The sequence below is a fragment of the Cryobacterium breve genome, assembly GCF_027594785.1.
In the GTDB taxonomy this organism is placed as follows: domain Bacteria; phylum Actinomycetota; class Actinomycetes; order Actinomycetales; family Microbacteriaceae; genus Cryobacterium; species Cryobacterium breve_A.
The window spans coordinates 3751371-3773621 of the sequence record NZ_CP075584.1 but is presented as its reverse complement, the minus strand read 5'-3'; the positions used below and the strand labels follow the sequence as shown (position 1 = coordinate 3773621).

Below are 22251 nucleotides of genomic sequence, written 5' to 3'. Positions count from 1 at the left end.
ACCCAACGTAGAAGATCTACAGTCCAGCGTGAAGGGCCGTCGGCCTCTCCCTCGCCCCGGCCGGCCGAGGTCGACTTCGAGTACGGAAGCGACCCGACCTTTTGACCGGAACCCAGGGCTTGACAGCTTCTCCGACTACCGCGACTCCCCCAGTTTGGGGCCGCGGCATCGGGCGGACACCTCTTTAGGGGAATGTCACTCAGCGGATCGATAGATTGGTGAGAGTTCGAGGGGGGACTGTGGTTGATCATTCGAGCGTCCGCCCTCGGCAACGCGACTTGGTCCGGACTTCCTCGGGTCTGTCTTTTGTGGTGAGGTGCTGATGCGCGCGCGGATTCATACCGGACTGGTGTGGGTGATGGTCCTGGTCCTGGCCGCCAGCGTGGTCGGGCTGGCTGTGCATTGGGCCGGATGGGGCCCGGCAGGTGAAGTCTGGTTCGAGCCGGCCGTTGTCGTCTCGCTCGGGCTGACGGACCTGTTACCCGTCGCGGTGTGCTGGATGGCTGTCGGACGGGTCGGACTTCGGCGCCCGGAGGTTCTGCTCGCCGCGACCGCGATGACCGCCTACATCGCTGGTGACTCCTACAGAGCCTGGGTAGAGGCCACGACCGGCTCAATTCCGTTCCCGTCGGTCGGCGACATCCTGTATTCACTGTTCTACCTGTTGATGCTGGCCGCGCTGATCGTTGCGGTGCGCCGCCACGTGCGGACGCTGGCGTCGTCGGTCTGGCTGGACTGTGTGGTGGGGTCGCTCGGCGCAGCCGCGGTGCTGGCGATCCCGCTGAGCCCGGTGCTCGACTCGGCCCTGACCGGTTCATCGTGGTTGGCGACCGTGACTGCGATCTCCTTCCCGCTCTTTGATCTGCTGCTCGTGGCCGCTATCGGCGGGATCGGCGCCTTGGGGGAAGGCGGCTGGGACGCCGATGGGTGCTGCTGTTCGTGGGTCTGCTGGTCTTTGCCGCGGCGGACGTGGTCTACGCGCTGCAGGTGAACGCCAACACCTATGTGCGCGGTACGCCGCTAGCCGCGGCCTGGGCGATCGGACTTGCCCTGTTGGCATTGTGGGTCGACGGTATGGAACGAACTCATCCGGCCGCGGTATCCGAGACGAGCCCAGCGACCGGCAGGGCGGCACTGATGGTGCCGGTGGTGGCCACCGCCGCAGGGCTCGGGGTGCTCTTGGTGAGTAGCCGGGTGCCCTTGTCGACGCTTTCTGTTGCTCTTGCGGGGGCGACGTTGGTAGCAGCGACAGCTCGCACCCAGGTCGCCTTCCGCCAGGTTGCCTGGATGGCGCACCTCCGCCGCATGGCCTCTGCGACGGACGACTTGACAGGCCTCCCGAACCGGCGGGCCCTCCACGTAGAAGGGCACACGCGCCTGGCGGACCCGGAGCGTTGCCGTCAGTCGCTGCTGATGCTCGACCTGGACAAGTTCAAAGAGGTCAACGACAGTCTGGGCCACCACGCCGGAGACCAGTTGCTGGTCCAGGTCGGCGCCCGCCTGCGTGAGCACCTGCGGCCCGGGGACCTGCTGGCGCGTCTGGGCGGCGACGAGTTCGCGGTCCTGCTCGAGGATGCCGGCCACACCGAGGCCATTGACGTGACGGTCAAGTTGCGCGCCGCGCTGGCCGAGCCATTCGCCCTGGAGGACATCACGCTGCACACCAGTGTCAGCGTCGGTATCGCGCTCTTCCCCGACCACGGTCTGGACCTGAGCTCTTTGTTGCGCACGGCCGACATCGCCATGTATAAGGCCAAAACATCCGGCCGCGGCCAGCACGTCTACAACACCGCCGACGACACAGACGCCACCACCCGGCTGAAGACAGTCGAGGAACTGCGAACCGCACTGACCACCGACCAGCTCGTGGTGCACTACCAACCCAAGATCGATCTGGACAGCGGCGAGGTACGCAACGTGGAGGCGCTGGTGCGCTGGGATCACCCCACTCGCGGCCTGCTCTACCCCGACGCGTTCCTGGCCCTGGTCGAAGAATCTGGATTGATGCGGACCCTGACCCGGGTCGTCCTTCAGGTCGCCCTGGACCAGGCCGCGGTGTGGCACGCCGAAGGTCGACCTCTCACTGTCGCAGTCAACCTCTCGGGCAGCACGATGATCGACATCAGCCTGCCCGACGAGGTCGCAGCAATGCTGACCGTGCGTAACCTCCCGCCGGGTGCCCTCCAGCTGGAGATCACCGAGGAGTTCCTGATGGCCGACCGCGACCGAGCCCGGAACATCCTGACCCGGCTGCGGAGCAGCGGTGTCCAGATCTCCATCGACGACTTCGGCACCGGGTACAGCTCACTCTCCTACCTGCGCGATCTGCCCCTCGACGAGCTCAAGCTGGACCGCTCGTTCGTCTTCCCGATGGTCGACGACGCCCGCGCTGCAGCACTGGTCGCCTCCACGATTGGCCTGGCCCACAGCCTCGGCCTGCGGTTGGTTGCCGAAGGCGTCGAGACCAAGGCCGCCTACACCGAGCTTGTCCGGCTCGGTTGCGATCAAGCCCAGGGCTACTACATGTCCCGGCCCGTTCCCGCCGCCGAGCTCGACCTGTGGCTCAGCGCCCGGGACGTCGCCCACGAGCTCACGGAGATGACTGGCCTGCTGCCGACTCTTGACTGACCCAATGCCATCGTGACCGACATCCCGCGAACCGTCGGCGCCGTCCGGCGCATCGAGAGCGCATGCCTCGGCGCGTCACTCATGGCTCAGTTTGCGTGCAACCCACGCCACCTCTCAGGGAGAGACTCCAGCAACCAGGGTCATGACGGCGTCGATGACGCTCGTCATTGATCGGGATTCTTCATCGATGGCCCATTCGTCGAGAGCGACCTGGAACACGAGGATGCCCAGTTCTGCCACGACCGTGGCGCCCAGGGGCGGCTGACCGCGCTCGATGAACGCCTCGCGAGCGACGCGGACGAGGTCGTCTCGTTTGCGAGCATCCCGGTCGCGCAGCGAGTCGTTCGCGTGGATGATTGCGCGCACGGCGGCGGTCTGCTCCCGATGCCCCTCGAATTGCTCGGTTGCGACTCGGTGCAACACGAGCCGGATGACGTCCATGGGCTCCAGGCCTTCGGGGGCCTCGGCGATCAGCTGCGCGGCTCGTTCCGGGATCTCGTCGCCGCCGAAGATCACTTCTCGCTTGTCGGCGAAGTAGCGAAAAAACGTTCGCGTTGTCAGGCCCGCCCGCGCGGTGATCTGGGGAACGGTCGTCGCCGAGTACCCCTGCTCGGAGAACAGCTCAATCGCCGCTCCCTGGAGCCGGCCGCGTGCGTCTGGTGCCCATCGCATGACATGAGTCTACGTGATGACACGACGTGCAATGGGTTATAGGATGACACGAGATGTCATTGCTTGAAGAGGAGACCACAATGAAGACACCGGCGAACGTTCACCTGCCGATCCCCGCAGCAGTGCCGTCGGCGTTGCAGCCGTGAGCGGCACTAACGTGAGCGAAGCGAACGAAGCGCTCTGGCTTCTCAATGTTCGAGGCGGTTTTGAGGTGCGAACGTCTGCGCACCCGACGGCCGGGCCGGGGCAGGTCGTCGTCCGAGTCCGGGCAGTGGCGGTCAACCCCGTCGACGCGATCGTCGGGCCCTTTCGTCGCCTCGTCACTCCGTGGATGCGGTATCCGACCGTCATCGGCAGCGACGTGGCCGGCGAGATCGCCGCAGTTGGTGTCGGCGTAACACGATTTCAGGCTGGAGACCGGGTGGTTGGTTACGCGGCCGGACAAGAGCGGCTTCGCAACAACTCCGAAGAGGGCGGCTTCCAGCGGTACGTCACAGTGCTCGAGCGTGTCTGTGCTGAGCTTCCCGAGGACGTAACGTTCGAGCAGGCAGCGGTTCTGCCGCTCGGGGTTTCAACCGCCGCCGCGGGACTGTACGAGAAAGACCAGCTCGCTCTGCCACTTCCGACCTCATCGCCGTCGCCACGTGGAGACGTCGTTCTCGTGTGGGGCGGCTCGACAAGTGTCGGCAGCAACGCCGTGCAACTCGCGCGAGCCAGCGGCTACACCGTGATCGCCACAGCCGGGCGCCGAAACCACGACTTCGTGCGGTCTCTCGGAGCGGAAGCAATCTTCGACTACCGCGACCCCGACGTGGACCAGCAGATCGTCGAAGCACTAGGGCACCGCCACCTGGCCGGCACGATGGCGATCGGGGCCGGGTCACTCACCCACGCCCTCCACATCGTGGGCCGCACCACCGGCACGAACAACATCGCGTCCGCCTACCCCGACCCCCTCACACGCGTGCGGTCGTTCCTCGCCCGCGCGCGCGGCATCCGCGTGACGAGCATCTGGGGCGGCACTCCCGTGCAGTCCCCCCGTCGGGCCGGCCATCTTCCGGGACTTCCTTCCGTTCGCACTCAGGCTCCGGACAATTCCGGCCGGCACCCGATCCGAGAATCTTCGGGATCGGCCTGGAGCAGGTGCCCGGGGCTCTGACGGCGCTCCGCAAGGGCGTCTCTGCGACCAAGCTCGTCGTCACCATCGACCATGAGGACATCAATCCATGATCACTCAGAACACGTTTCTCGTGTTCGGCGCAACCGGTCAGACCGGAAAGCATTTCGTTTCGCTGGCTCTCAAGGACGGGCACCACGTCAGGGTTCTCGCCCGAAACCCGGCAAAACTCGACAGTTCCATCCCGCACCTCGAGATCCACCAGGGATCGATCACCGATTCCCCTGACCTCGATCGGCTCGTCGATGGCGCCGATTTCGTGGTGTCGCTGCTTGGCGATGCGCAGTTGCAAAAGACGCGGAAGATCAACACCGCCTTCGTGCGTGACCTGGTGCCGGCTATGCGGCGCTACGCCGTCAAGCGCTTCCTCTACCAGGCGGGAGGGCTCAGCGCCTCTCCAAACCGGAGACTATCCCCGGCACTGTGGGCGATCAGAAACACCATCGCACGCGGGTACAGCGGCCAGCACGAAGACAACGAAGCAGTCATGCGCTATCTGGCAGACGAAGCCATGGACATCGAATGGATGGTCCACCGGGCCGGAATCGGCTCGGACGGACCGTCAAAAGGTGAACTGGAGCGGTCCAGTCGCCGGGTGAGTATCGCCACCTTCCGAGACTGCGCGGCCCACAACTACCGGCTCCTTTCGGATCCGACTGCCATTCACACCTGCGACCTCAGCGCCTATCGAAGAAGGCCTCGGTCCCGCTAGGTCGGTATCCACCGTGTCAGCGACGGTTGACACGGGCGCCGCTATCGTCGGGCTTCAATCTCAGTACGGTACTTCGTTGTCTCTCCATCGGCCCAGACCAGTACAGCGTAGGAGAGTTTTGGCTTGGCTTTCCACCAAAGAACGGAATGTCCACGCGCGCCAGAACTCAGCAACATGCCCGAGTTGTCGAGTGTTTGATCCCAGCCGCCCGGCTCGAGCGCGTTCGCATAAAAATCAATCACTTCTAGTTGGCTGTGCATCGTCGTCGCAGAGATCCCGGTCACAGCCACGTCGCCGCCGTCGAGCCCGAACTGAACCCGGCCTGGGTAGTCGTGAGCGCTGACGTCCGTGCTGCCAGGGTACGTCAAGGCCGCTTCGGGCTCTTTGGACAGACTGTCCACGGAATATCCGCCGGGCACGCAGCCTGCGAGGACAAGAACGCAAAGGGCGGCCGCGGCCAGTCCTGCCGCGACACGGCGTGTACCGCTCATCATCTTCCTTCTGCTCGGGCCGATTCCACGACGGCGGATACTAAGGGGAGCTGGGATCGGGTGTGTTTGTGTCGTAGTTCGCGGTTGTCGAGTCGGGTTGCATGGCGTTGCGCACCCGGAGAGGGATGCACTGAACAGGAGCACAGCCAGGATCAGGGCGCAGTTTCTTCAGGAGACGTGCACGTCGACTACCGCCCGACAACGAAGTGGACAACGTCTCCGCCGAGTGACCTCGTCACTGATTCGGCGGACGCCTTCTGCCCCGGCAGATCGGGGTCGGGCCCGGGCGTGGCGTCCAGCGACAGCTTCAGAACCGCGTCCTGGTTGCTGGTCAGCTGAAGCTGCAACATCGGAACGCTGCCGGCCGTCACGGTCCACCCATCACCCTTCGCGTAGTACATCTCGGCCCCGTCCGATTGGAGAAGCATCGTCAGATCCCCGTGCGGTTGGTCCATCCAGCTGTTGACGTAGAGAAGGCGCCCATCGAGGGTGCATGTCGCGGTCGAGACAAGTCCCGGTCCGCCGCCACCGACGTTTCCGGCTGCGACCCCGCTGCAGCCTTCGATACTCGAGGCGATCGTCACCGCATTCTCGCCGTAGTACGTCGTGGGCATCGGCCTCGGACTGGACCCCGCCGTCGGGACGCTCGAGCACCCGGAAAGTATCAACATAGCGATCAGACCTATTGCGGCACGCTTCATCGATTCCCCCATTGATGTGGCCCTGACACTACCGCTGATTCATTCAAGCGGTCACGCAAACCCTCAAGCCAGCTTTCACGTGTAGCCGCGGGTGCCGAATTGGAGTTTGTCTCCGGGGCGGATCGTGGACATCCCGACCTTGCCGCCGCCGAGGGTCTCGACTTGCTCAGGGTAGACGCCGAAGCGAGTGGCGATCGTGCTCGCGGAGTCCCCGCTGACGACGGTATAGGTGATCTTGCCCGAGCTGTCGGTCGTCGTGGTGCCTTCGGCGCCGTCAAACGGTCCTTGGTCTCGCGGCGTCGGATACGTCGACAGGTGCGAGGTCGCCGTCGGCGAGGGCGTGGCCGGCGGTGCAGGAACCGGCGCGGCGGCGCATCCGCTCAGCACGAGGAGCGCGAGCGCAATGCCGAGGACCTTCCAGGAGATCCGTGCCGGGCGCGGAGCCGGGACCTTCAGCGGTGTGCGCACCAGATGGATGCCCGTGTCAGAGAACGAGGCGGACGGTGCCGAGAACAGTGGTGCCGTCGCTCCCGAAGAGCGGAAACGGCCCAACAGCAACCCGAACGCGCGGCGATACCCTCTCTGCGACCGGTGCGAAAGCACCAGGTCGGACTCCCCCGTAGTCTTCATGACCACCCCCATGACTATTGAATGCCATCCGCGGGAATTTTGCGACAAATTGCCCCTGATCGGGTCAGAAAATTTCACCGCGCCATATTCCGACCACGTGTCAGCATGTGTGCATACTGAATGTGAGCAGCTACCAGCCGTCTGCAACAAATGGAGAAAGAGTCCAACTATGGGTGCACGCAGTTCCGGACGGGCACGCGCTCGCGATGTCCTCGCTGCGGTCACTCTCTGGATCCCCCTCGCCGCGGTTGCCACGACCTGGCTCGTCTGGCGGGACAACCTTCCATCCGACCTGCCCCGCCAGTGGGGCAGCCATGGGGTCAGTTCGACGTGGCCGACGTGGATGGCAATCGCGCTCTTTGCTTTGGTCTGCCTAGGTTCGGGCCTCATCGCAACGTTCGCGTTGCGGGAGGGTGCGGCGCCGACTCGCCGCAAGACATTCCTGTGGAGCGGCTTCGCGGCAGGGTTGGCAACCGGAGGCTGGCTGCTGATCGCCGGATCAACGATCACCTCCGGTCCCGGCACAGAACCGCAGGTCGGTGCGTGGCCGCTGCTCCTCATGGCGTTGCTCGGGTACGGCCTGATTCCGTTCATGCTTGCGCACCGGTGGGTGGCTGCCGAACCCGCCTGCTGGGGAAGCTCGAGTCACGCCGGAGTTTAGACCGAGTTGCGTCCCATCTGGAATCGGGTCGCGCACCCGTTGAGAACGGCCCTGGCTGCTCGAAGGGAGGAGGATTGATGTCGTGAAGATTCTCTCGATTCAGTCGGCCGTCGCTTATGGCCACGTTGGTAACTCTGCAGCCGTGTTCCCCCTCCAGCGCATCGGGGTCGAAGTTCTGCCGGTCAATACGGTGAACTTCTCCAACCACACGGGATACGGCGCGTGGCGCGGCTTCCTTGTCGCACCGGAGGATGTGCACGATGTCATCCTCGGTATCGAAGAACGTGGCGTGCTCCCCCAGATCGACGTCGTGCTCTCGGGGTACCAGGGCGGAACCGGGATCGGCGACGTCATCGTGGATGCGGTGCGGCGGGTGAAGGCGGCGAACCCCTCGGCCATCTACGCGTGTGACCCTGTGATGGGCAACGCGAAGTCCGGGTGCTTCGTGGCGCCTGAGATCCCCCCACCTGCTTCGGGATCGCGTGGTCCCCGTAGCCGACATCATCACTCCGAACCAGTTCGAGTTGGGATTCCTCACCGGAACCGAGCCCTCGACGCTGGACTCCACACTCGCATCCGTCGACATCGCCCGGTTGATGGGACCGGGCACCGTGCTCGTGACAAGTGTGGAACGCCCCGACCGCGAACCCGGCACCATCGAGATGCTCGCCGTGGATGCTCAGGGCGCGTGGATCGTGCAGACTCCCCATTTGCCTTTCAAAGCGAACGGATCGGGTGACGTCACCGCGGCGCTCTTTTCGGCACACTACCGCGCGACAGGTGACGCTGCAGTGGCGTTGGAACGGACCGTGTCCAGCGTGTTCGATCTTCTCGAGCTGACCCACCAGTCAGGTGAGCGCGAACTCCAGCTCGTGCAGGCGCAGGAATTCTATGCTCACCCGCGCATGCAGTTCACCGCCCGGCGCGTGCGATAACCGCCGGTGTGTTCACCTCGGCGTGATTGCTCCTTCCGAGGACATCCGTTGCCGCCCGAGCTCAAGGGAGACTCGCCGTGCTCGATCTCGATCGCACTCTCACGCCCGGTAGCAACTTTTTAGTTGCAGGTCGGGTCAGTTTGTGCAACTCTGAGGTTGCACTACTCAACCGAAGGGATGAAGAATCATGAGCACGAAGATCAACGAGTTGTCAGTCGTCAATGCGGACGAGTTCACCGTCTCACGAACCATCACCATCGCGGCCCCCATCGAGAAGGTCTGGGCCGCCGTCACCGAGGCGGAGCACATCGCCCGCTGGTTTCCCGAGCACGCCACCCTGGCACCGCTCGCGGTCGGCACCACCGGCGTCTTCGGCTGGGCCGACCACGGCGACTTCCCGGTCCGCATCGAGGAGCTCGACCCGCCCCGTATGATCACTTACCGCTGGGCAAACAGCAACGCCACCGCATCCACCCTCGAGTCGGGCGAGACCACCGTCTTCCGCTTCACCCTCGAAACAGTGGATGCCGGCACCCAGCTCACGGTCGTCGAATCCGGGTTCGACGCCCTCCGTGACCCCGCCGCGAGCATGGAAAGCAACCGCGGTGGCTGGGACTTCGAGCCTGAACGAGCTGGTCGCCTACCTCGAAGGTTCCGAGTGACCCCGTCTACCCTCGTTCCGGTTTTCGCAGCCCTCGGCGATGACACGCGCTGGAGCATCCTGGCAGCCCTCGGCGGGGCGGATGCCTCGGCATCCGCCCTCGCCGAGGTCCTGCCGGTCTCACGGCAGGCGATCGCCAAGCACCTGACGGTGCTGCAGGACGTCGGACTGGTCGAGCCGGTGCGGGTGGGTCGCGAAGTCCAGTACCGCGTGCTGGGCAGCCAGCTCACGGAGATCGCTCGGCGGCTCGATCTGATCGGGGTGCAGTGGGACCGCCGGTTGGCCACGATCAAGCAGATCGCGGAGGGCCTGGAGTCGGAGTAACGCCCTCGATCCCGAGATCCGTCGAAATCCCCGCGGAATCTGTTCCCGACGATTTCGTCGTCTGTGCACGTACCTCGGAATCCGAGACAGTGGCGACCGGAAGGACCCCGGTGAACTATCGAAGAGCAGCGCTGGACAGGGTCCTCTTTTCCAGGGCCACAATGGCCTGGGGGCTGAACCCTCTGACGATCAGCCAGATGCCGAGCGAGAACTCGAATACGGCAACGAGGAGTGCTGAGGCTCCCGCCAATGCGTCGTGTTGACCGATGAGCCCGGTGAAGACGGCGAGATAGCTGGCAAGGAGTACGGGGGCTCCGACGATTCCGATCAGGGACAGGGCCCGGGGCACCAGGCGGGACTGGAACAGCAGGATCCCCAGCAACAGGTCACAGACGGCCGGCATGAAACTCTGGCTCAAGAGGAAGATGCGATCGTAGAGGTAGGCGAGCGTGTGGCCGGTGACCAAGACGTCTGTTCCAGTGCCGCCCTGCCGCAACGCCACGATTGTCAGGATCACGGCAACGCCGAGCAAAATGGCGCTGGACTCCAGTATCCGTGCGGCCACCAGGCCCAGTGCGGCCGCTTCGTTCTGTTTCTTGAGCACGGGGAACAGTACGACGGCGGTGCCGATACCGGCGAGAGCGACAATGATCTCCGAGAGACCGCCGAGCACGGCCCCGGTGTCCGGGCCGGGGCCCAGAACATAGTCCGCACCCTTCACCGGGCCGTACAGGACGAGGGACGGAATCGAGACGAAGGTGAGCACATAAAGAATGCCCGCGATCAACGAAGTCCTTCGATATGGGGAGCGGGCCAGGACGGTTCCGTGTTCGGTGGCCATGTTCGTTCCTCCACTTTTCGGTTTTCAGGTTGAGGCAGGTCGATCGGCAACCATGATGGCCTCGACGAGATTCGCAAGATCCTGAACTTCGTCAGCGTAGTCCCGCGTCCCCGCTGGGGATAGGAGGGCCGTCGGCGGTCGTTTCGAGGCGCGAATACATTCGGGCGGACACCCCTCTCAACCATCGCTGCGCAATCCGACCTGCCTCGTTTCCCGAGCAGCCCCTGCACGAACAGGCGAATGGAGTCGCCCCGTGCGATCGACTGTCGTGGTCTAGAAAGTCCGGAAGTCGAGCATCGATTCCGCGACGGCGAGAACCGACCAGGTGCCGCCCTCGGCATCCGTGAACGCGTACGCGGGAACCACCAGGACGCTCCCGTCCGGCTGCCACTGGGTGGTGAGACCCAGGCGTGCGCTGACGATCTCGACCTTGTTCACCGGCCAGGAGACCGAGGTGCCGGCGACGGGTGTTGCCGGCGGCTCCGTCGGCGCCACCCACTCCTCGGTCGTTGACGCCTGATCGCGGAGGGCGATCGGCAGGGTCGTCGCCGCTCCGCCGAACCGCGGGTCTGAGAGTCTCTCGAAGCCCTCTTGCTCGCTGACCACCGGGTACGTCCCCAGAGCGACGACATCGGCGAGGGCACCGTTGGCACTGACGACACCACCTTCGGCCATCTCCAAGGACCAGCCCTGGTCGACTTGCTGCCCGTCGATGACCGGTCTTGCCGCAACGGTTCGTGTGGGAGAGCCCTCCGACACCTGAGAGGTGAATTCGAACGCGGCGGGGTCCCGGCCGTTGGCGACGAGGAGCGCACGAAGCGCTCCGATCGCCGCGTCTTCGCTGGGCGGCTGGCCGGTCGGCTCGCAGGCGCTGTCAGCCTCGCACTTCCACGGGTTCAATTGCGGGTTCTGGAAGTAGAAGGACAGCATGCCGTCGAGGCTCACGGACAGGCTCGGGGCGCTGCCATCCTGCGGGCCGGCGACCCAGCTGCCGTCCCGCAGCTCGGCTGGTAGCCCGATGCCGAGCGCCGCGGCGAGCGCGGTGACCTTGTCTGAGCTGGATGCCGACCGAGGGTCGTACACATAGGCCTGAGCTGTACCCGCTTCTGTGCCAAGACCGGTCGCGCTGAAGGCGTTCCGGCCGAATCCGTAGGGGTAGGTCGAGGAAGACATCTTCTGGTCGGTAGCGGCGCCAGAGCCCACGGACGGCTCCGTTCCGCCCGGCGTGACGCTGTCGGGGCGCCCATTGGACTGCAGAGTGATGGGCGGAGCAGCGCCGTCGGCGAGGCTCTTCGGCCCGCCTGCGGTCGCTCCGATCCCGTATCCCGCGGCACCCACGATCGCGAACGACGCCGCAACTGCGACGAACGGGAGCCAGCGCGGCCGTCGCCGTGCTCGTGCCGTGTCCAGGTCGGCCATGGGTGCTGATCCGGCCATCGGTTCAGCCTCAGGGCCGGTCATCCGAGCGATGACCTCGTCGGCGAAGCCGTCACGTGCTTCGATATCCCCCGCCGGGTCGGCGGCACGCAGCCGGGCGACCGGGTCTTGTTGTGTGTCGTCGTCGTTCATGTCAATCGGCCTCCGGGCTTTCGGTTCACCTGGTATATGTGCGGGTCGTGCCGAATCTTGCAGAAGCCCTAGAACGACATCCGCTCGCCCCAGGCGTCTCGCAATCGCTTGCGCGCGCGCGACAGCGCGGCGTCCGCCCCGGATCGGGAGATACCGAGCACCTCCGCGAGGTCGGCCCCGTCCAGACCCTCCCACGCGTGCAGAAGAAGGATCTGCCGGTCGCGCTCGCCCACGCTTGCAAGCGCGCCACGGAGTTCCGCATCGAACAGGAGGTTCAGCTCTGGATCGCCGTCGACTCGCACCACGCCCGACTCGGGCACCTCGTCGACCGGAAGATCGATGTGCTTCCTGCGCGAGTTCGCGAGCGTGAACCCCGCCGTGCGGTACAGCCACGGGAGCACTGCCTCCCGTGGCAGGTCGTTGCGGCGGCGCCAGGCTGTCGCGAAGACCTCAGCGGCCAGGTCCTCGGCGTCCTGACGCGGCCCGCGGCGGACGAAGTAGCGGATGAGCGCGGTCGAGTGCTCGCGGACGATCACGGTGAACCAGTCCACATCGGCCGCCGTCTTGGGCGCGTCCGCGCTGTCGGGCATCGCCGCCCCCTCGCTCCTGTCGGCGGTGGCTGGGGTGTCGGCGATGCTCACTTACTGAATATGTCGCATCCGCCGTAACTCTTGCACGCAGCGCCCCGAATTTTCGGAGATTATCGTCGCCATCCTGCCCCTAGCGAGAAGCGAAAGCCCTCTGGGTCGGGATGCTTTTGGTTTCGATGTCCTCCAACGTGCGTCCACGAGTTTCGGGGACACGAGTCCGGATGAAGACGACACCAAGAATGCAGATGGCACCGAAGATCGCAAACACCGCCTCCTGGCTCATCATTGCGGTCATGATCGGGAACAAGAGACCGACCGCGAACGATCCGATCCAGTTGAAGGACGATGCGATACCTGAGGCCCTGCCGCGAATCGCCAGCGGGAAGATCTCTCCGACGATCACCCAGGTGAGTGGGGCCCAGGTAAACGAATAGGCGGCCACGTAGATGCTCAGGAAAACCACGATCATCATCGGGTTCGCGTCCTTCATCACGGTATTGAGTATCGCCGGCAGAAGGAAGGACACTCCCATGATCGTGCCGCCCACGGTCAGCAACAGGCGTCGGTTGAACTTGTCCGCGATCACGAGGAACAGCAGTGAGCCGAGCACGAGGAGCACGCCCTGGATGATCGGCCACATCAGCGCCGAACTTGCCGCATTGCCTGTGGCCTTTTCCACGATCAACGGGATGTAGTAGAAGATCGCGTTGGCACCTTGGAGCTGCTGGAACGCGGCGACACCGACACCCGCAATGACGAGGTACCGGTACTTGCTGTCGAACAACGTTGCAAGTGAGGTATTGCCGGCCGCCTGCTTCTCGACCTGGGCCGTTTCCGTGATCGATCTGAGCTCGGCATCGACCTCGTCTGGGCGGCGAATGTAGCTCAGTACCTTGAGGGCCTCGTTTTCCTTGCCGACTTTCACCAGGAACCGGGGCGATTCGGGCAACCGCAACACGCCCAGATACAGAATCACGGCCGGCACTGCGGCCGTCGCGAGCATCACGCGCCACGCCCACGCTTCCGGAAGATCCTTCAGCAGGAAATCCAAGATGTAGGAGATCAGCATGCCGGAGACAATCATGGTCTGATTCAGACCGGACAAGCGTCCACGCAGCCGCGCGGGGGCAAGCTCGGACATGTACGCGGGAACCGACGCGGATGCGGCGCCGACCGCGAGGCCCAGGAAAATTCGGGCGATGACCAGATAGATGACACCATCCTCCGGCGCGAGGCCACAGAGAATTGAGCCGAGCATAAAGACGACCGCTGCGGCGAGAATCATCTTGCGGCGTCCGAATCGATCGGAAAGCTGTCCGGCCACGGCGCCACCAAAGATCGCGCCGAACATGACGCCAGAGGTTACCCAACCGATCATGGCGGCATCGTCAAGGCCCCAGTCGCTCTGCAAGAACGGCAGAGCTCCAGTCATGACGCCGATGTCGTAGCCGAAAAGGATTCCTCCGAATGATCCGAAGAAGTAGATGAACTTACTGTCGATCTTTTTTTCTTTTTCCATTTTTTCACTCCGAGTGAGGAACTAGTTTCAGCCCCGGTTGATCACTAGGAAGGATGGCTGGCCGGGACGTCGTCTCGGGCCTATGCCGTTGTGCCATGAGTGCGTTCTCGGCGATGGAATGGAGCGCGGCACATTGTGGTGTGCCGCGTTATTCTCTATCGCAGCTGTCCACTCTGACGCATGCCTCTGACGCATGCCCTTCCCGGTTATGGGACTTGGATGCCACGCCAGTGGGCTCTTCGGCCGAAAGTGATCGCTAACATCAAGCTATTTGTTAGCCTAGCTCACAAAATTTCAGCATCGTATTGTTGACCGATGCTCCGTCCCCACTCGCATCCGTTACTGGCTGAGTTGGGCGAGGAGCCTGTAGGGCGTCGGCGTCGGGGGTGCCTGGCTGTGCCTGGTACGTGAGGACGCGCAGGTTGGATTCGGCTGGTCGGAGGACGTCAAAGTCGAGGGTGAGACGGCCGACCAAGGGGTGGGCGAAAAGGTGTTGGCCATAGCTGAGGTCGTGCACGGGGTGCTCCGCCCAGATCCTGGCGAACGCGTCGCTGCGTTGTGCGAGCTCACCGATGACTCCGCTGAGTCGTTTGTCGTCGGGGCAGGTGCTCGACGAGTACCGGAGGAACCCAACGACTTCCCGCGCCATGGTCTCGGAATCCTCGAACAGCTCGGGGCCGGCGCATCCGAGGAAGAAGCGCTGGGCAAAATTAGGCCGGATGTCGTCGCGCTCGGCCGCGTCGAAGGGAAGGTCGTGGGCCAGTAGTAGGTGACCGAGCCTGTTCCAGGCGTAGATGTCGTTGGCGTGATCGAAGACGATGGCAGGCCCGGGAAGGGCTGCGATCAGCCGCAAAATGCTCGGGCGCGGACGTTCGGCTGGGACACCGATCGCACGTGCGTAGGAGGGGCGCGCGAGGCGACGGAGGTGGAGTGCTTCATCGGGGTCGAGCCGCATGGTGCGGATGAGGGCTTCGATCATCTGATCAGATGCTCGCTCTGCATCCGCTGCCTGCTCGAGCCGGGTGTAATAGGCGACGCTCACGCCGACCAGCTGAGCGATCTCTTCTCGCCGCAATCCGGGAACACGCCGCGCCCCATAGGCATTGACCCCAACCGCTTCCGGAGTCAGCGCGGCTCGGCGGCTGCGGAGGAAGTCCCCGAATTCAGTTGACATCATCCCAGTATGCGCGGTGCAGCGACCGCTCGGGAGGGGCAACCTGACCCTGCTGGTGGTACGCACGCCAGGGGTCTGGCCGGTCATCACCGGCAATGACAGGCTCTGACAAATGCACTCACGTATGATCCGACACCAACTCGTCGCACTCCTGATCCTCCTCTCCTCACAGTTCCTGCTCTCGGTGGACTTTTCGATTCTGAACGTCGCACTTCCGGAAATCGGGTCGGCATTGGGGTTCGCGTCCGCCGACGTGCAGTGGATCGCGACGACCTTCGCGCTGTGCGCGGCGGGCTTCACCTTGTTGCTCGGGCGGCTGGGCGATTGGGTCGGACGTCGCCGGATGTTCGTCATCGGTATGGCAGTCCTCGCTGGAGCATCGCTCGTTGGCGGCTTTGCTGGCTCTCCGGTGGTTCTGCTCATAGCGCGGGCGCTGCAGGGCCTGGCAACAGCGGCCGCGATGCCCGCCGCGCTCGCGCTGATCACCTCCATCTTCCCGGAGGGGCCGCTCCGACGCCGGGCACTCGGGCTGAGCAGCGTCCTCGCCTCGCTGGGATTCACGGCCGGCGCGGTGTTCGGCGGGATCTTGACGAACTACCTGTCCTGGCGGGCAGCGTTCCTCGTCAACGTTCCGATCGCCGCCGCAGTCGTTGTACTGGCGCTCCTCATCATCCGCGAACCGACCAGAGAGCAGCAGGCCCGACTAGACGTGCGCGGTGCGGCGCTCATCACCACGGCGCTGATCACCCTGGTCTTCGCGATGTCCCGCTTCGGTGAGCACGGCGTCACGGACTTGAACGGCCTGATCTGTCTCGCCGCCAGCATTGTCCTGATCGTCTTCTTCATCCGCACAGAGCGACGCCACAGCGCCCCGCTGGTGCCCCTGAAGCTCCTCACCCGGCCGAATATCCTCGCCGGTCACCTCATCGGCTTCGCATCGCTCTCGATGGAGACCGGCCTGGTGTTCCTGTCCACGATGTACTTCCAGCACGTGCTGGAACTCGACCCGCTCGTCACCGGTCTGATCATCGGCTTGACGGGCGTCGGCGCTGTCGTCGGCGGCGTCATCGGACCCCGCGTCGTCGGACGGCTGGGTATCCGTGGCGCGATGCTCCTTGGCCTCGGAACCCAGGCGCTGGCCACCGGCGCACTCGTCGCCGTGAACGACCACCCCGGATCGATCGCCCTCTACTCCGTGGTCGGCTTCATAGCCGCGATCGGTCACATGGTCGCTGTCGTCACATTCCTGGTCGCCGCGACATCCGGTGTCGAACCGGGACAACAGGGCCTCGCGACCGGCTTGGTCACCATGACACAGCAGGTCGGCATGACCCTCGGCACCCCGATCGTGTCGGCGATCGCGACCGCTGCCGGCGGCCTCACCAGCCTCCTCGCCCTGCGCATTGGAATCGGCATCGATGCCCTCATCGTCGCCGCATTCATCGCAGTGGTCGCCACTGTCCTCCGACGAGTCGGCAAGCTCGGGCACGTGGCCATCTAAGCTAGGCCTTCTGCCCACGGAAGGAACCTCAATGAGCATGGAAAGCGCGGCCTGGAGCTCGCTGTACAAGATCTCTTCCGCCAGGGACGGCAAGCACGGCTTCTCCCGTGAGTCCGTTCGGCGGATCCTGACGTTCGCGGTGCCCTACCGGTCCAAGCTTGTGATCTTCATCACCCTCTCCATCGTGGGAGCGTTCCTCGCGGTCGCGACGCCGGTACTCGCCGGCAAGGTGGTCGACGTCATCGTCGCCCAGGGCGAGGTCGCCACGATCGTTTGGATCGCAGTGGTCATCGCCCTCGTGGCCGTGGCCGACGCCGCCGTGTCACTCGTGACGCGCTGGTACTCGGCGCGGATCGGCGAAGGTGTGATCCTGGACCTCCGCACCGCCGTCTTCAACCACGTGCAGAAGATGCCGATCGCGTTCTTCACCCGCACGCGGACGGGCGCCCTCGTGAGCCGCCTCAACAACGATGTGATCGGCGCCCAGCAGGCCTTCAGCGGCACGCTGTCCGGCGTGGTCACGAACCTCGTGGCGCTGACCCTCACCCTGATCGTCATGCTCAGCACGTCCTGGCTCGTGACGGTTCTCGCCGTCATCATGCTCCCCATCTTCCTGGTACCCGCGCGCCGCATGGGCAGCCGCCTCGCCGCGCTGCGCCGCGAGGCAGCCGATCACAATTCCGCCATGAGCACGCAGATGACCGAACGCTTCTCGGCGCCCGGCGCCACCCTCGTCAAGCTGTTCGGCCGACCCGACGAGGAGGCCGAGGAGTTCCGCGTCCGCGCCGCCCGAGTCCGCGACATCGGGGTCCGGACCGCGATGCTGCAGTTCGTCTTCTTCACCGCCCTGATGCTCGTCTCTGCTCTCGCCCTCGCGCTCGTGTACGGGCTCGGCGGCTCCCTCGCACTCGCCGGCCAGCTGAATACCGGTGACGTGGTCACCCTGGCGCTCCTCCTCACCCGCCTCTACGCGCCGCTCACCGGCCTCGCAAACGCACGGGTGGAGATCATGAGCGCGGTGGTCAGCTTCGAGCGCGTCTTCGAGGTGCTGGACCTCGAACCCCTCATCCAGGAGAAGCCCGACGCCGTCCCCGTCCCCGAAGGCCCAGTAGCCGTCGAGTTCGACAACGTCCGCTTCGCCTACCCGTCCGCGGACAAAGTGTCCCTCGCCTCTCTCGAGGAAGTTTCCACGCTGGACACCCGCGGCGGCGAGGAGGTGCTCCACGGCGTGTCCTTCAGGATCGAACCGGGGCAGACCGTTGCCCTCGTTGGTTCGTCCGGTGCCGGCAAGTCCACAATCGCGCAGGCTCCTCTCGCGCCTGTATGACGTCGACAGCGGCGCCGTGCGCCTCGCGGGGACGGATGTCCGCGACGTCACGTTCGTCTCCATGCGGCACAGCCTGGGCATGGTGACGCAGGACGGCCACCTGTTCCACGAGACCATCCTCTCCAATCTGCGCCTCGCGAGGCCGGAGGCATCCGACGACGAGGTGTGGGACGCCGTCCGCCGTGCGCGACTCGAGCCGCTCATCCGGTCGCTGCCGGACCAGCTGGACACCATGGTGGGAGAACGTGGCTATCGGCTGTCCGGGGGTGAGCGCCAGCGGATGACCATCGCGAGGCTCCTGCTCGCCCAGCCGCGCGTCGTCATCCTCGACGAGGCGACGGCGGCGCTGGACTCGACGTCTGAGGCCGCCGTGCAGGCGGCGCTCAGCGAGGCGCTCAAGGGACGGACGGCGATGGTGATCGCACACCGCCTCTCCACCATCCGCAACGCGGACCTGATCCTCGTGGTTGAGGACGGCTCGATCGTGGAGCGCGGTACGCACGAGGAACTGCTGGCTGCGGGTGGGCGGTACGAGGAATTGCACCGGACCCAGTTCGCCGTGCAGAAGAATGTTACGGCCGACGAGGAAGCGCTGAGCCGGACCTAGTCGCTGAGCTCGGTCGTGTCGGCACAGGGAAGGATCCCTATATCGCGGTGCTCATGCCTCGATCACACACGCATGTGAGCTTGTATGGTAGTGTGCAAATATCCCCGGAACGAGCCTGGGACCCTGAAGCAGAAGGCACAATGACGTGAGCCCCCTCATCGACAAATCGACCCCACGCGTGTACACGGCCCGACCCATCACGCTTGCCCGGAGCATCGGCTTCGGTGTCCTGGACCTCATGGGCGGCGGCTGGAACACCATCATCAGCGGCCTGATGCTGTACTTCTTCACGACCTACGGGGACGTCAGCGCCGTCCAAGCCGGCACGATCCTCTTCATCGCCCGCATCGTCGACGCGGTCGTCAGCCTCATCATCGGCCCGCTGACCGACAACTTCTATCGAACCCGCCTGGGCAAAAAGTTCGGCCGCCGCCACTTCTTCCTGCTCATCGGCGCACCCTTGCTCCTCGTCGTCTTCCCCCTGCTGTGGATCTCGCAACAGGGCTTCTGGTACTACCTTCTCGTCTACCTGGCTGTCGAGATGATCATGGCGATGATTCTCATCCCGTGGGAGACCCTGCCCACCGAGATGACGGACAACTACAAGCTGCGGACCAAGCTCAGCTCAACCCGCATGTTCCTGTCCGCCACGGGCACCTTCCTCGTCTTCTTCATCCCGGCCCAGATCAAGGGGACGAACAGCCCGAACGCCTACTTCATCACCGGTCTCATCTTCTCCGTGCTGTTCGCCGGCGCCGTCATCACGACGTACTTCACCACCTGGGAGCGCAAGCTCACCCCGGAGTTCCTCGCGGAGCTCGACGCCCAGCCCAAGGTGCCTGTCGGAAAGCTCATCACCGACAACCTCAAGGACTTCGGCTCGACGTTCAAGAACTCGAGCTTCCGCAAGCACCTGGCGATCTATCTCTTCTCCTTTACGGGCAAGGACATCTTCGCCACAGCGCTGACGTTCTTCGTCGTGTACGCCGTGCACGGCAGCGAGTCTTTCGGCCTCACCCTCCAGGCGCTGTCCATCATCGGGCTGCCGACCACGGTGCTCGCCGCATTCCTCATGATCCGTAAGGGTCCGCGCTACTTGTTTGCCATGTCCTACTCCGTGATCATCGCCTGCCTGCTCGCCCTCGGCGCGATCTACCTCATCCAGCCGTCCTCGACGATGGTGCTGCTCGTCATCGTCGGCCTCGCGTATCAGGCCGGACGATCCATCCTCGAGTTCACGCCGTGGAACGTCTTCCCGTTCATCCCCGACGTCGACCGGATTATGACCCGCCAGGACCGCGCCGGAATCTACGCCGCGGTGATGACATTCGGCCGCAAGTCGACAGGCGCGGTCGCGACCCTCATCGTCTCGTGGTTCCTGGACCTGGGTGGCTTCCTCAAGCCCGGCAGCGAGGGCGGCGTGCAGCTCGACGCCTCGTGCCTCAACTCCTGCCCCCTCGTTCAGAGCACCGGCACCCAGCACGTCATCGCACTCGTCGTCATCGTCGGGCCGCTCATCCTCATCGCTATCGCGTTCGCCATCTCACGGTTCATGTACCTCGACCCGCAGAACCACGCAGTCCTGCGCGCCGAGATCGACCGCCTCGAGGCCGGCGGCTCCAAGGACGAGGTCACCTCCGAGGCCCGTGCGGTCGTCGAGAAGCTGACCGGCCACCCGTACGAGTCGGCCTGGCCCGAGGACGCGATCTCCCCGACCGCCCCGACCGTCTCCACCAAGGGCTGACCGGCACACCGCACTTCCCCGGATCCCATATCCCACCCGAGGAGGTGCAAGAGTGATCCTCGGCCTCGGATCGGTCGTGCCGTAAAGTGCATCGCGTGCGCACTGATCCGAGTACCTGGTTCCTGAGCCGGGCCGAGCGCGGAAACCTGTCCACGGACGTGCATGCGGGTAGTGCCGGATCGCCGGCCTGGTCGGAGGGCAACCTCGTGGTGCCCCTGGTGCATGGCGCTACCTACTTCGCCCGGCTGCACGAGGAGTTGACGGCGTTGCAGGCGGGAGACCGCGTCTGGTTCACCGACTGGCGTGGCGATGCCGACGAGCGGATGCTGCCGGACGGGCCATCGATCGGCGATCTGCTCGCTGGGCTGGCCCGCTCGGGAGTGGAAGTGCGCGGCCTTGTCTGGAGATCCCACGGGGAAAGCGTGTCGGCCCCGATGAGCGGCCGTTCCAACGAACGGCTGGGTCGCGAGATCAACGAGGCCGGCGGCGAGGTGCTGCTGGACCAGCGCGTGCGCCTCTTCGGCTCGCATCACCAGAAGTTCTTCGTCATCCGCCGTCGGGACGACCCGTCGCGGGACATCGCGTTCGTCGGCGGACTCGACCTGTGCCACGGGCGCCGGGACGACGCCGGACACACGGGAGACCCGCAGGCGCTGGATATGGATCCCCGGTACGGCAAACGCCCGCCGTGGCACGATGCCTCCCTCGAACTGCACGGCCCCGTGGTGGCAGACCTACTGGCGGTGTTCGCCGAGCGATGGAACGACCCTCACCCACTGGACCGGCGCACGCCCTACCGGATGCTGCTACAGCGTCTCGCCCGCATGCCCCGGCACCCCAGGCCCCTGCCGGAATCCGCGCCACCACCACCGCCGGCGGGCCCGCACGCCGTGCAGCTGCTGCGCACCTACGGTGTGAAGCGCCCACCGTTCCCGTTCGCGCCTGCCGGGGAGCGCAGCATTGCCCGCGCCTACGGGAAGGCCTTCGCCCGCGCACGCTCGCTGATCTACATAGAGGACCAGTACCTGTGGTCCACGGAAGTCGCAGCCGCTCTCGCGGCGGCCCTCACACGCAACCCCGAGTTGACCGTGATCGTCGTCGTGCCCCGGTATCCCGACTCCGACGGGCGTCTCGCCGGGCCGGCAAGCCGGCTGGGCCAGTTGCGGGCACTCACCATGCTCCGCCGCGCCGCGCCAGGCCGGGTCGGCGTTTTCGACCTCGAGAACGCCGCGGGCACTCCGATCTACGTGCACGCCAAGGTCTGCATCGTCGACGACACGTGGGTCACCTGCGGCTCGGACAACTTCAATCGCCGATCGTGGACCACCGACAGCGAGCTCACGTGCGCCGTCGTCGATACCACCCCGGGCACCCCGGCAGCACCCGGCGCAGGGAAGGGCGCCGATGCTTCCGGGCGCCTGGCCCGGGACCTCCGCCTGCAACTGTGGTCGGAGCACCTGGGCCTGGACCCGGACGATCCCGCGCTCGGCGACCCCGCCGCCGCGCTCCGCCTGTGGAACACTACCGCCGACGGCCTCGACGACTGGCACACAACCGGCCACCGCGCGACCCGCCCCACGGGACGAGTGCGCCACCACACTCCCGAACCGGTCACGCGCATCCAGCGGCTCTGGGCGGTCCCCATTGGGCGCTTCGTCATGGACCCGGATGGCCGGCCCCGCCCGCTGCGAGGTACCGCGCGCTTTTAGGCCGCGCAGTTCCAGGTCCGACGGTTTCGCCCAGGCAGCCGCATCCGCGAAATGTTAAAGCCTCGCTCAGGTGCCGGC

At 65.2% G+C, this 22251-nt stretch carries 18 protein-coding genes and 2 pseudogenes; 11 read left to right on the top strand and 9 right to left on the bottom strand.

Features of this window, described 5'->3' with window-relative positions:
• Positions 1–316: 316 nt before the first annotated feature.
• Both KIV56_RS18310 and KIV56_RS18305 read left to right on the top strand, forming a co-directional pair.
• Positions 317–991, top strand: coding sequence for a hypothetical protein (locus tag KIV56_RS18310; RefSeq protein ID WP_281534537.1), 675 nt, complete (start codon positions 317–319; stop codon positions 989–991).
• Positions 928–2628, top strand: a complete 1701-nt coding sequence (locus KIV56_RS18305) for a putative bifunctional diguanylate cyclase/phosphodiesterase (protein ID WP_281534536.1) — start codon at positions 928–930, stop codon at positions 2626–2628. Before KIV56_RS18310 ends, KIV56_RS18305 begins: the two co-directional genes overlap by 64 nt.
• A 114-nt stretch (positions 2629–2742) precedes the next feature.
• Here KIV56_RS18305 and KIV56_RS18300 read toward each other — a convergent pair whose 3' ends face one another.
• Positions 2743–3300 carry a TetR/AcrR family transcriptional regulator gene (locus tag KIV56_RS18300; RefSeq protein WP_281534535.1) on the bottom strand — a complete coding sequence of 186 codons (558 nt, stop codon included), beginning with the start codon at positions 3298–3300 and terminating at the stop codon, positions 2743–2745.
• A gap of 142 nt (positions 3301–3442) precedes the next feature.
• Here KIV56_RS18300 and KIV56_RS18295 point away from each other — a divergent pair, with 142 nt between their 5' ends.
• Both KIV56_RS18295 and KIV56_RS18290 read left to right on the top strand, forming a co-directional pair.
• Positions 3443–4459: a zinc-binding alcohol dehydrogenase family protein gene (locus KIV56_RS18295; protein ID WP_281534534.1), complete on the top strand. Its 1017-nt coding sequence runs from the start codon at positions 3443–3445 to the stop codon at positions 4457–4459.
• Positions 4460–4526: 67 nt separating this feature from the next.
• Complete coding sequence (locus tag KIV56_RS18290) at positions 4527–5189, top strand: NAD(P)-dependent oxidoreductase (protein WP_281534533.1); 663 nt, start codon at positions 4527–4529, stop codon at positions 5187–5189.
• Between the two features lie 41 nt (positions 5190–5230).
• Here KIV56_RS18290 and KIV56_RS18285 read toward each other — a convergent pair whose 3' ends face one another.
• From KIV56_RS18285 to KIV56_RS18275, 3 genes are all read right to left on the bottom strand, one after another.
• The gene (locus KIV56_RS18285) at positions 5231–5590 is read right to left on the bottom strand and encodes a hypothetical protein (RefSeq protein ID WP_281534532.1); all 360 of its coding nucleotides are present in this window, start codon (positions 5588–5590) and stop codon (positions 5231–5233) included.
• A 278-nt stretch (positions 5591–5868) separates the two neighbouring features.
• Positions 5869–6294, bottom strand: coding sequence for a hypothetical protein (locus KIV56_RS18280; RefSeq protein ID WP_281534531.1), 426 nt, complete (start codon positions 6292–6294; stop codon positions 5869–5871).
• 162 nt (positions 6295–6456) lie between these two features.
• On the bottom strand, positions 6457–6849 hold the full coding sequence (locus KIV56_RS18275) for a LysM peptidoglycan-binding domain-containing protein (protein WP_281534530.1): 393 nt from the start codon (positions 6847–6849) through the stop codon (positions 6457–6459).
• A gap of 331 nt (positions 6850–7180) precedes the next feature.
• Between KIV56_RS18275 and KIV56_RS18270 the strand changes: the two genes are divergently transcribed.
• The 3 genes and pseudogenes from KIV56_RS18270 (at position 7181) to KIV56_RS18260 (ending at position 9592) form a co-directional block, all read left to right on the top strand.
• Positions 7181–7672, top strand: a complete 492-nt coding sequence (locus KIV56_RS18270) for a hypothetical protein (RefSeq protein ID WP_281534529.1) — start codon at positions 7181–7183, stop codon at positions 7670–7672.
• Positions 7673–7754: 82 nt separating this feature from the next.
• Positions 7755–8607, top strand: a pseudogene (gene pdxY, locus KIV56_RS18265) (pyridoxal kinase PdxY).
• Between the two features lie 187 nt (positions 8608–8794).
• On the top strand, positions 8795–9592 hold the full coding sequence (locus tag KIV56_RS18260; RefSeq protein ID WP_281534528.1) for a metalloregulator ArsR/SmtB family transcription factor: 798 nt from the start codon (positions 8795–8797) through the stop codon (positions 9590–9592).
• Positions 9593–9707: 115 nt separating this feature from the next.
• Here the strand turns inward: KIV56_RS18260 and KIV56_RS18255 are convergent, their stop codons facing one another.
• The 5 genes from KIV56_RS18255 to KIV56_RS18235 form a co-directional block, all read right to left on the bottom strand.
• The gene (locus KIV56_RS18255; RefSeq protein WP_281534527.1) at positions 9708–10433 is read right to left on the bottom strand and encodes a DUF4386 domain-containing protein; all 726 of its coding nucleotides are present in this window, start codon (positions 10431–10433) and stop codon (positions 9708–9710) included.
• 273 nt (positions 10434–10706) lie between these two features.
• Positions 10707–12002 carry a hypothetical protein gene (locus KIV56_RS18250; protein WP_281534526.1) on the bottom strand — a complete coding sequence of 432 codons (1296 nt, stop codon included), beginning with the start codon at positions 12000–12002 and terminating at the stop codon, positions 10707–10709.
• Positions 12003–12070: 68 nt separating this feature from the next.
• Positions 12071–12643 (bottom strand): RNA polymerase sigma factor, encoded by a 573-nt coding sequence (locus tag KIV56_RS18245; protein ID WP_281534525.1) that lies wholly within the window; start codon positions 12641–12643, stop codon positions 12071–12073.
• 79 nt (positions 12644–12722) lie between these two features.
• Positions 12723–14111, bottom strand: coding sequence for a sugar porter family MFS transporter (locus tag KIV56_RS18240; protein ID WP_281534524.1), 1389 nt, complete (start codon positions 14109–14111; stop codon positions 12723–12725).
• Positions 14112–14385: 274 nt separating this feature from the next.
• Entirely contained in the window at positions 14386–15288 is a 903-nt protein-coding gene (locus KIV56_RS18235; RefSeq protein ID WP_281534523.1) for a helix-turn-helix transcriptional regulator, read from the bottom strand.
• Between the two features lie 109 nt (positions 15289–15397).
• Here KIV56_RS18235 and KIV56_RS18230 point away from each other — a divergent pair, with 109 nt between their 5' ends.
• From KIV56_RS18230 to KIV56_RS18215, 4 genes and pseudogenes are all read left to right on the top strand, one after another.
• Positions 15398–16786 carry an MFS transporter gene (locus KIV56_RS18230; protein ID WP_281534522.1) on the top strand — a complete coding sequence of 463 codons (1389 nt, stop codon included), beginning with the start codon at positions 15398–15400 and terminating at the stop codon, positions 16784–16786.
• Between the two features lie 31 nt (positions 16787–16817).
• Positions 16818–18720 (top strand): annotated as a pseudogene (locus KIV56_RS18225) (ABC transporter ATP-binding protein).
• Between the two features lie 145 nt (positions 18721–18865).
• Complete coding sequence (locus KIV56_RS18220; protein ID WP_281534521.1) at positions 18866–20464, top strand: MFS transporter; 1599 nt, start codon at positions 18866–18868, stop codon at positions 20462–20464.
• 95 nt (positions 20465–20559) lie between these two features.
• Complete coding sequence (locus KIV56_RS18215; protein WP_281534520.1) at positions 20560–22173, top strand: phospholipase D family protein; 1614 nt, start codon at positions 20560–20562, stop codon at positions 22171–22173.
• Positions 22174–22251: the final 78 nt, after the last annotated feature.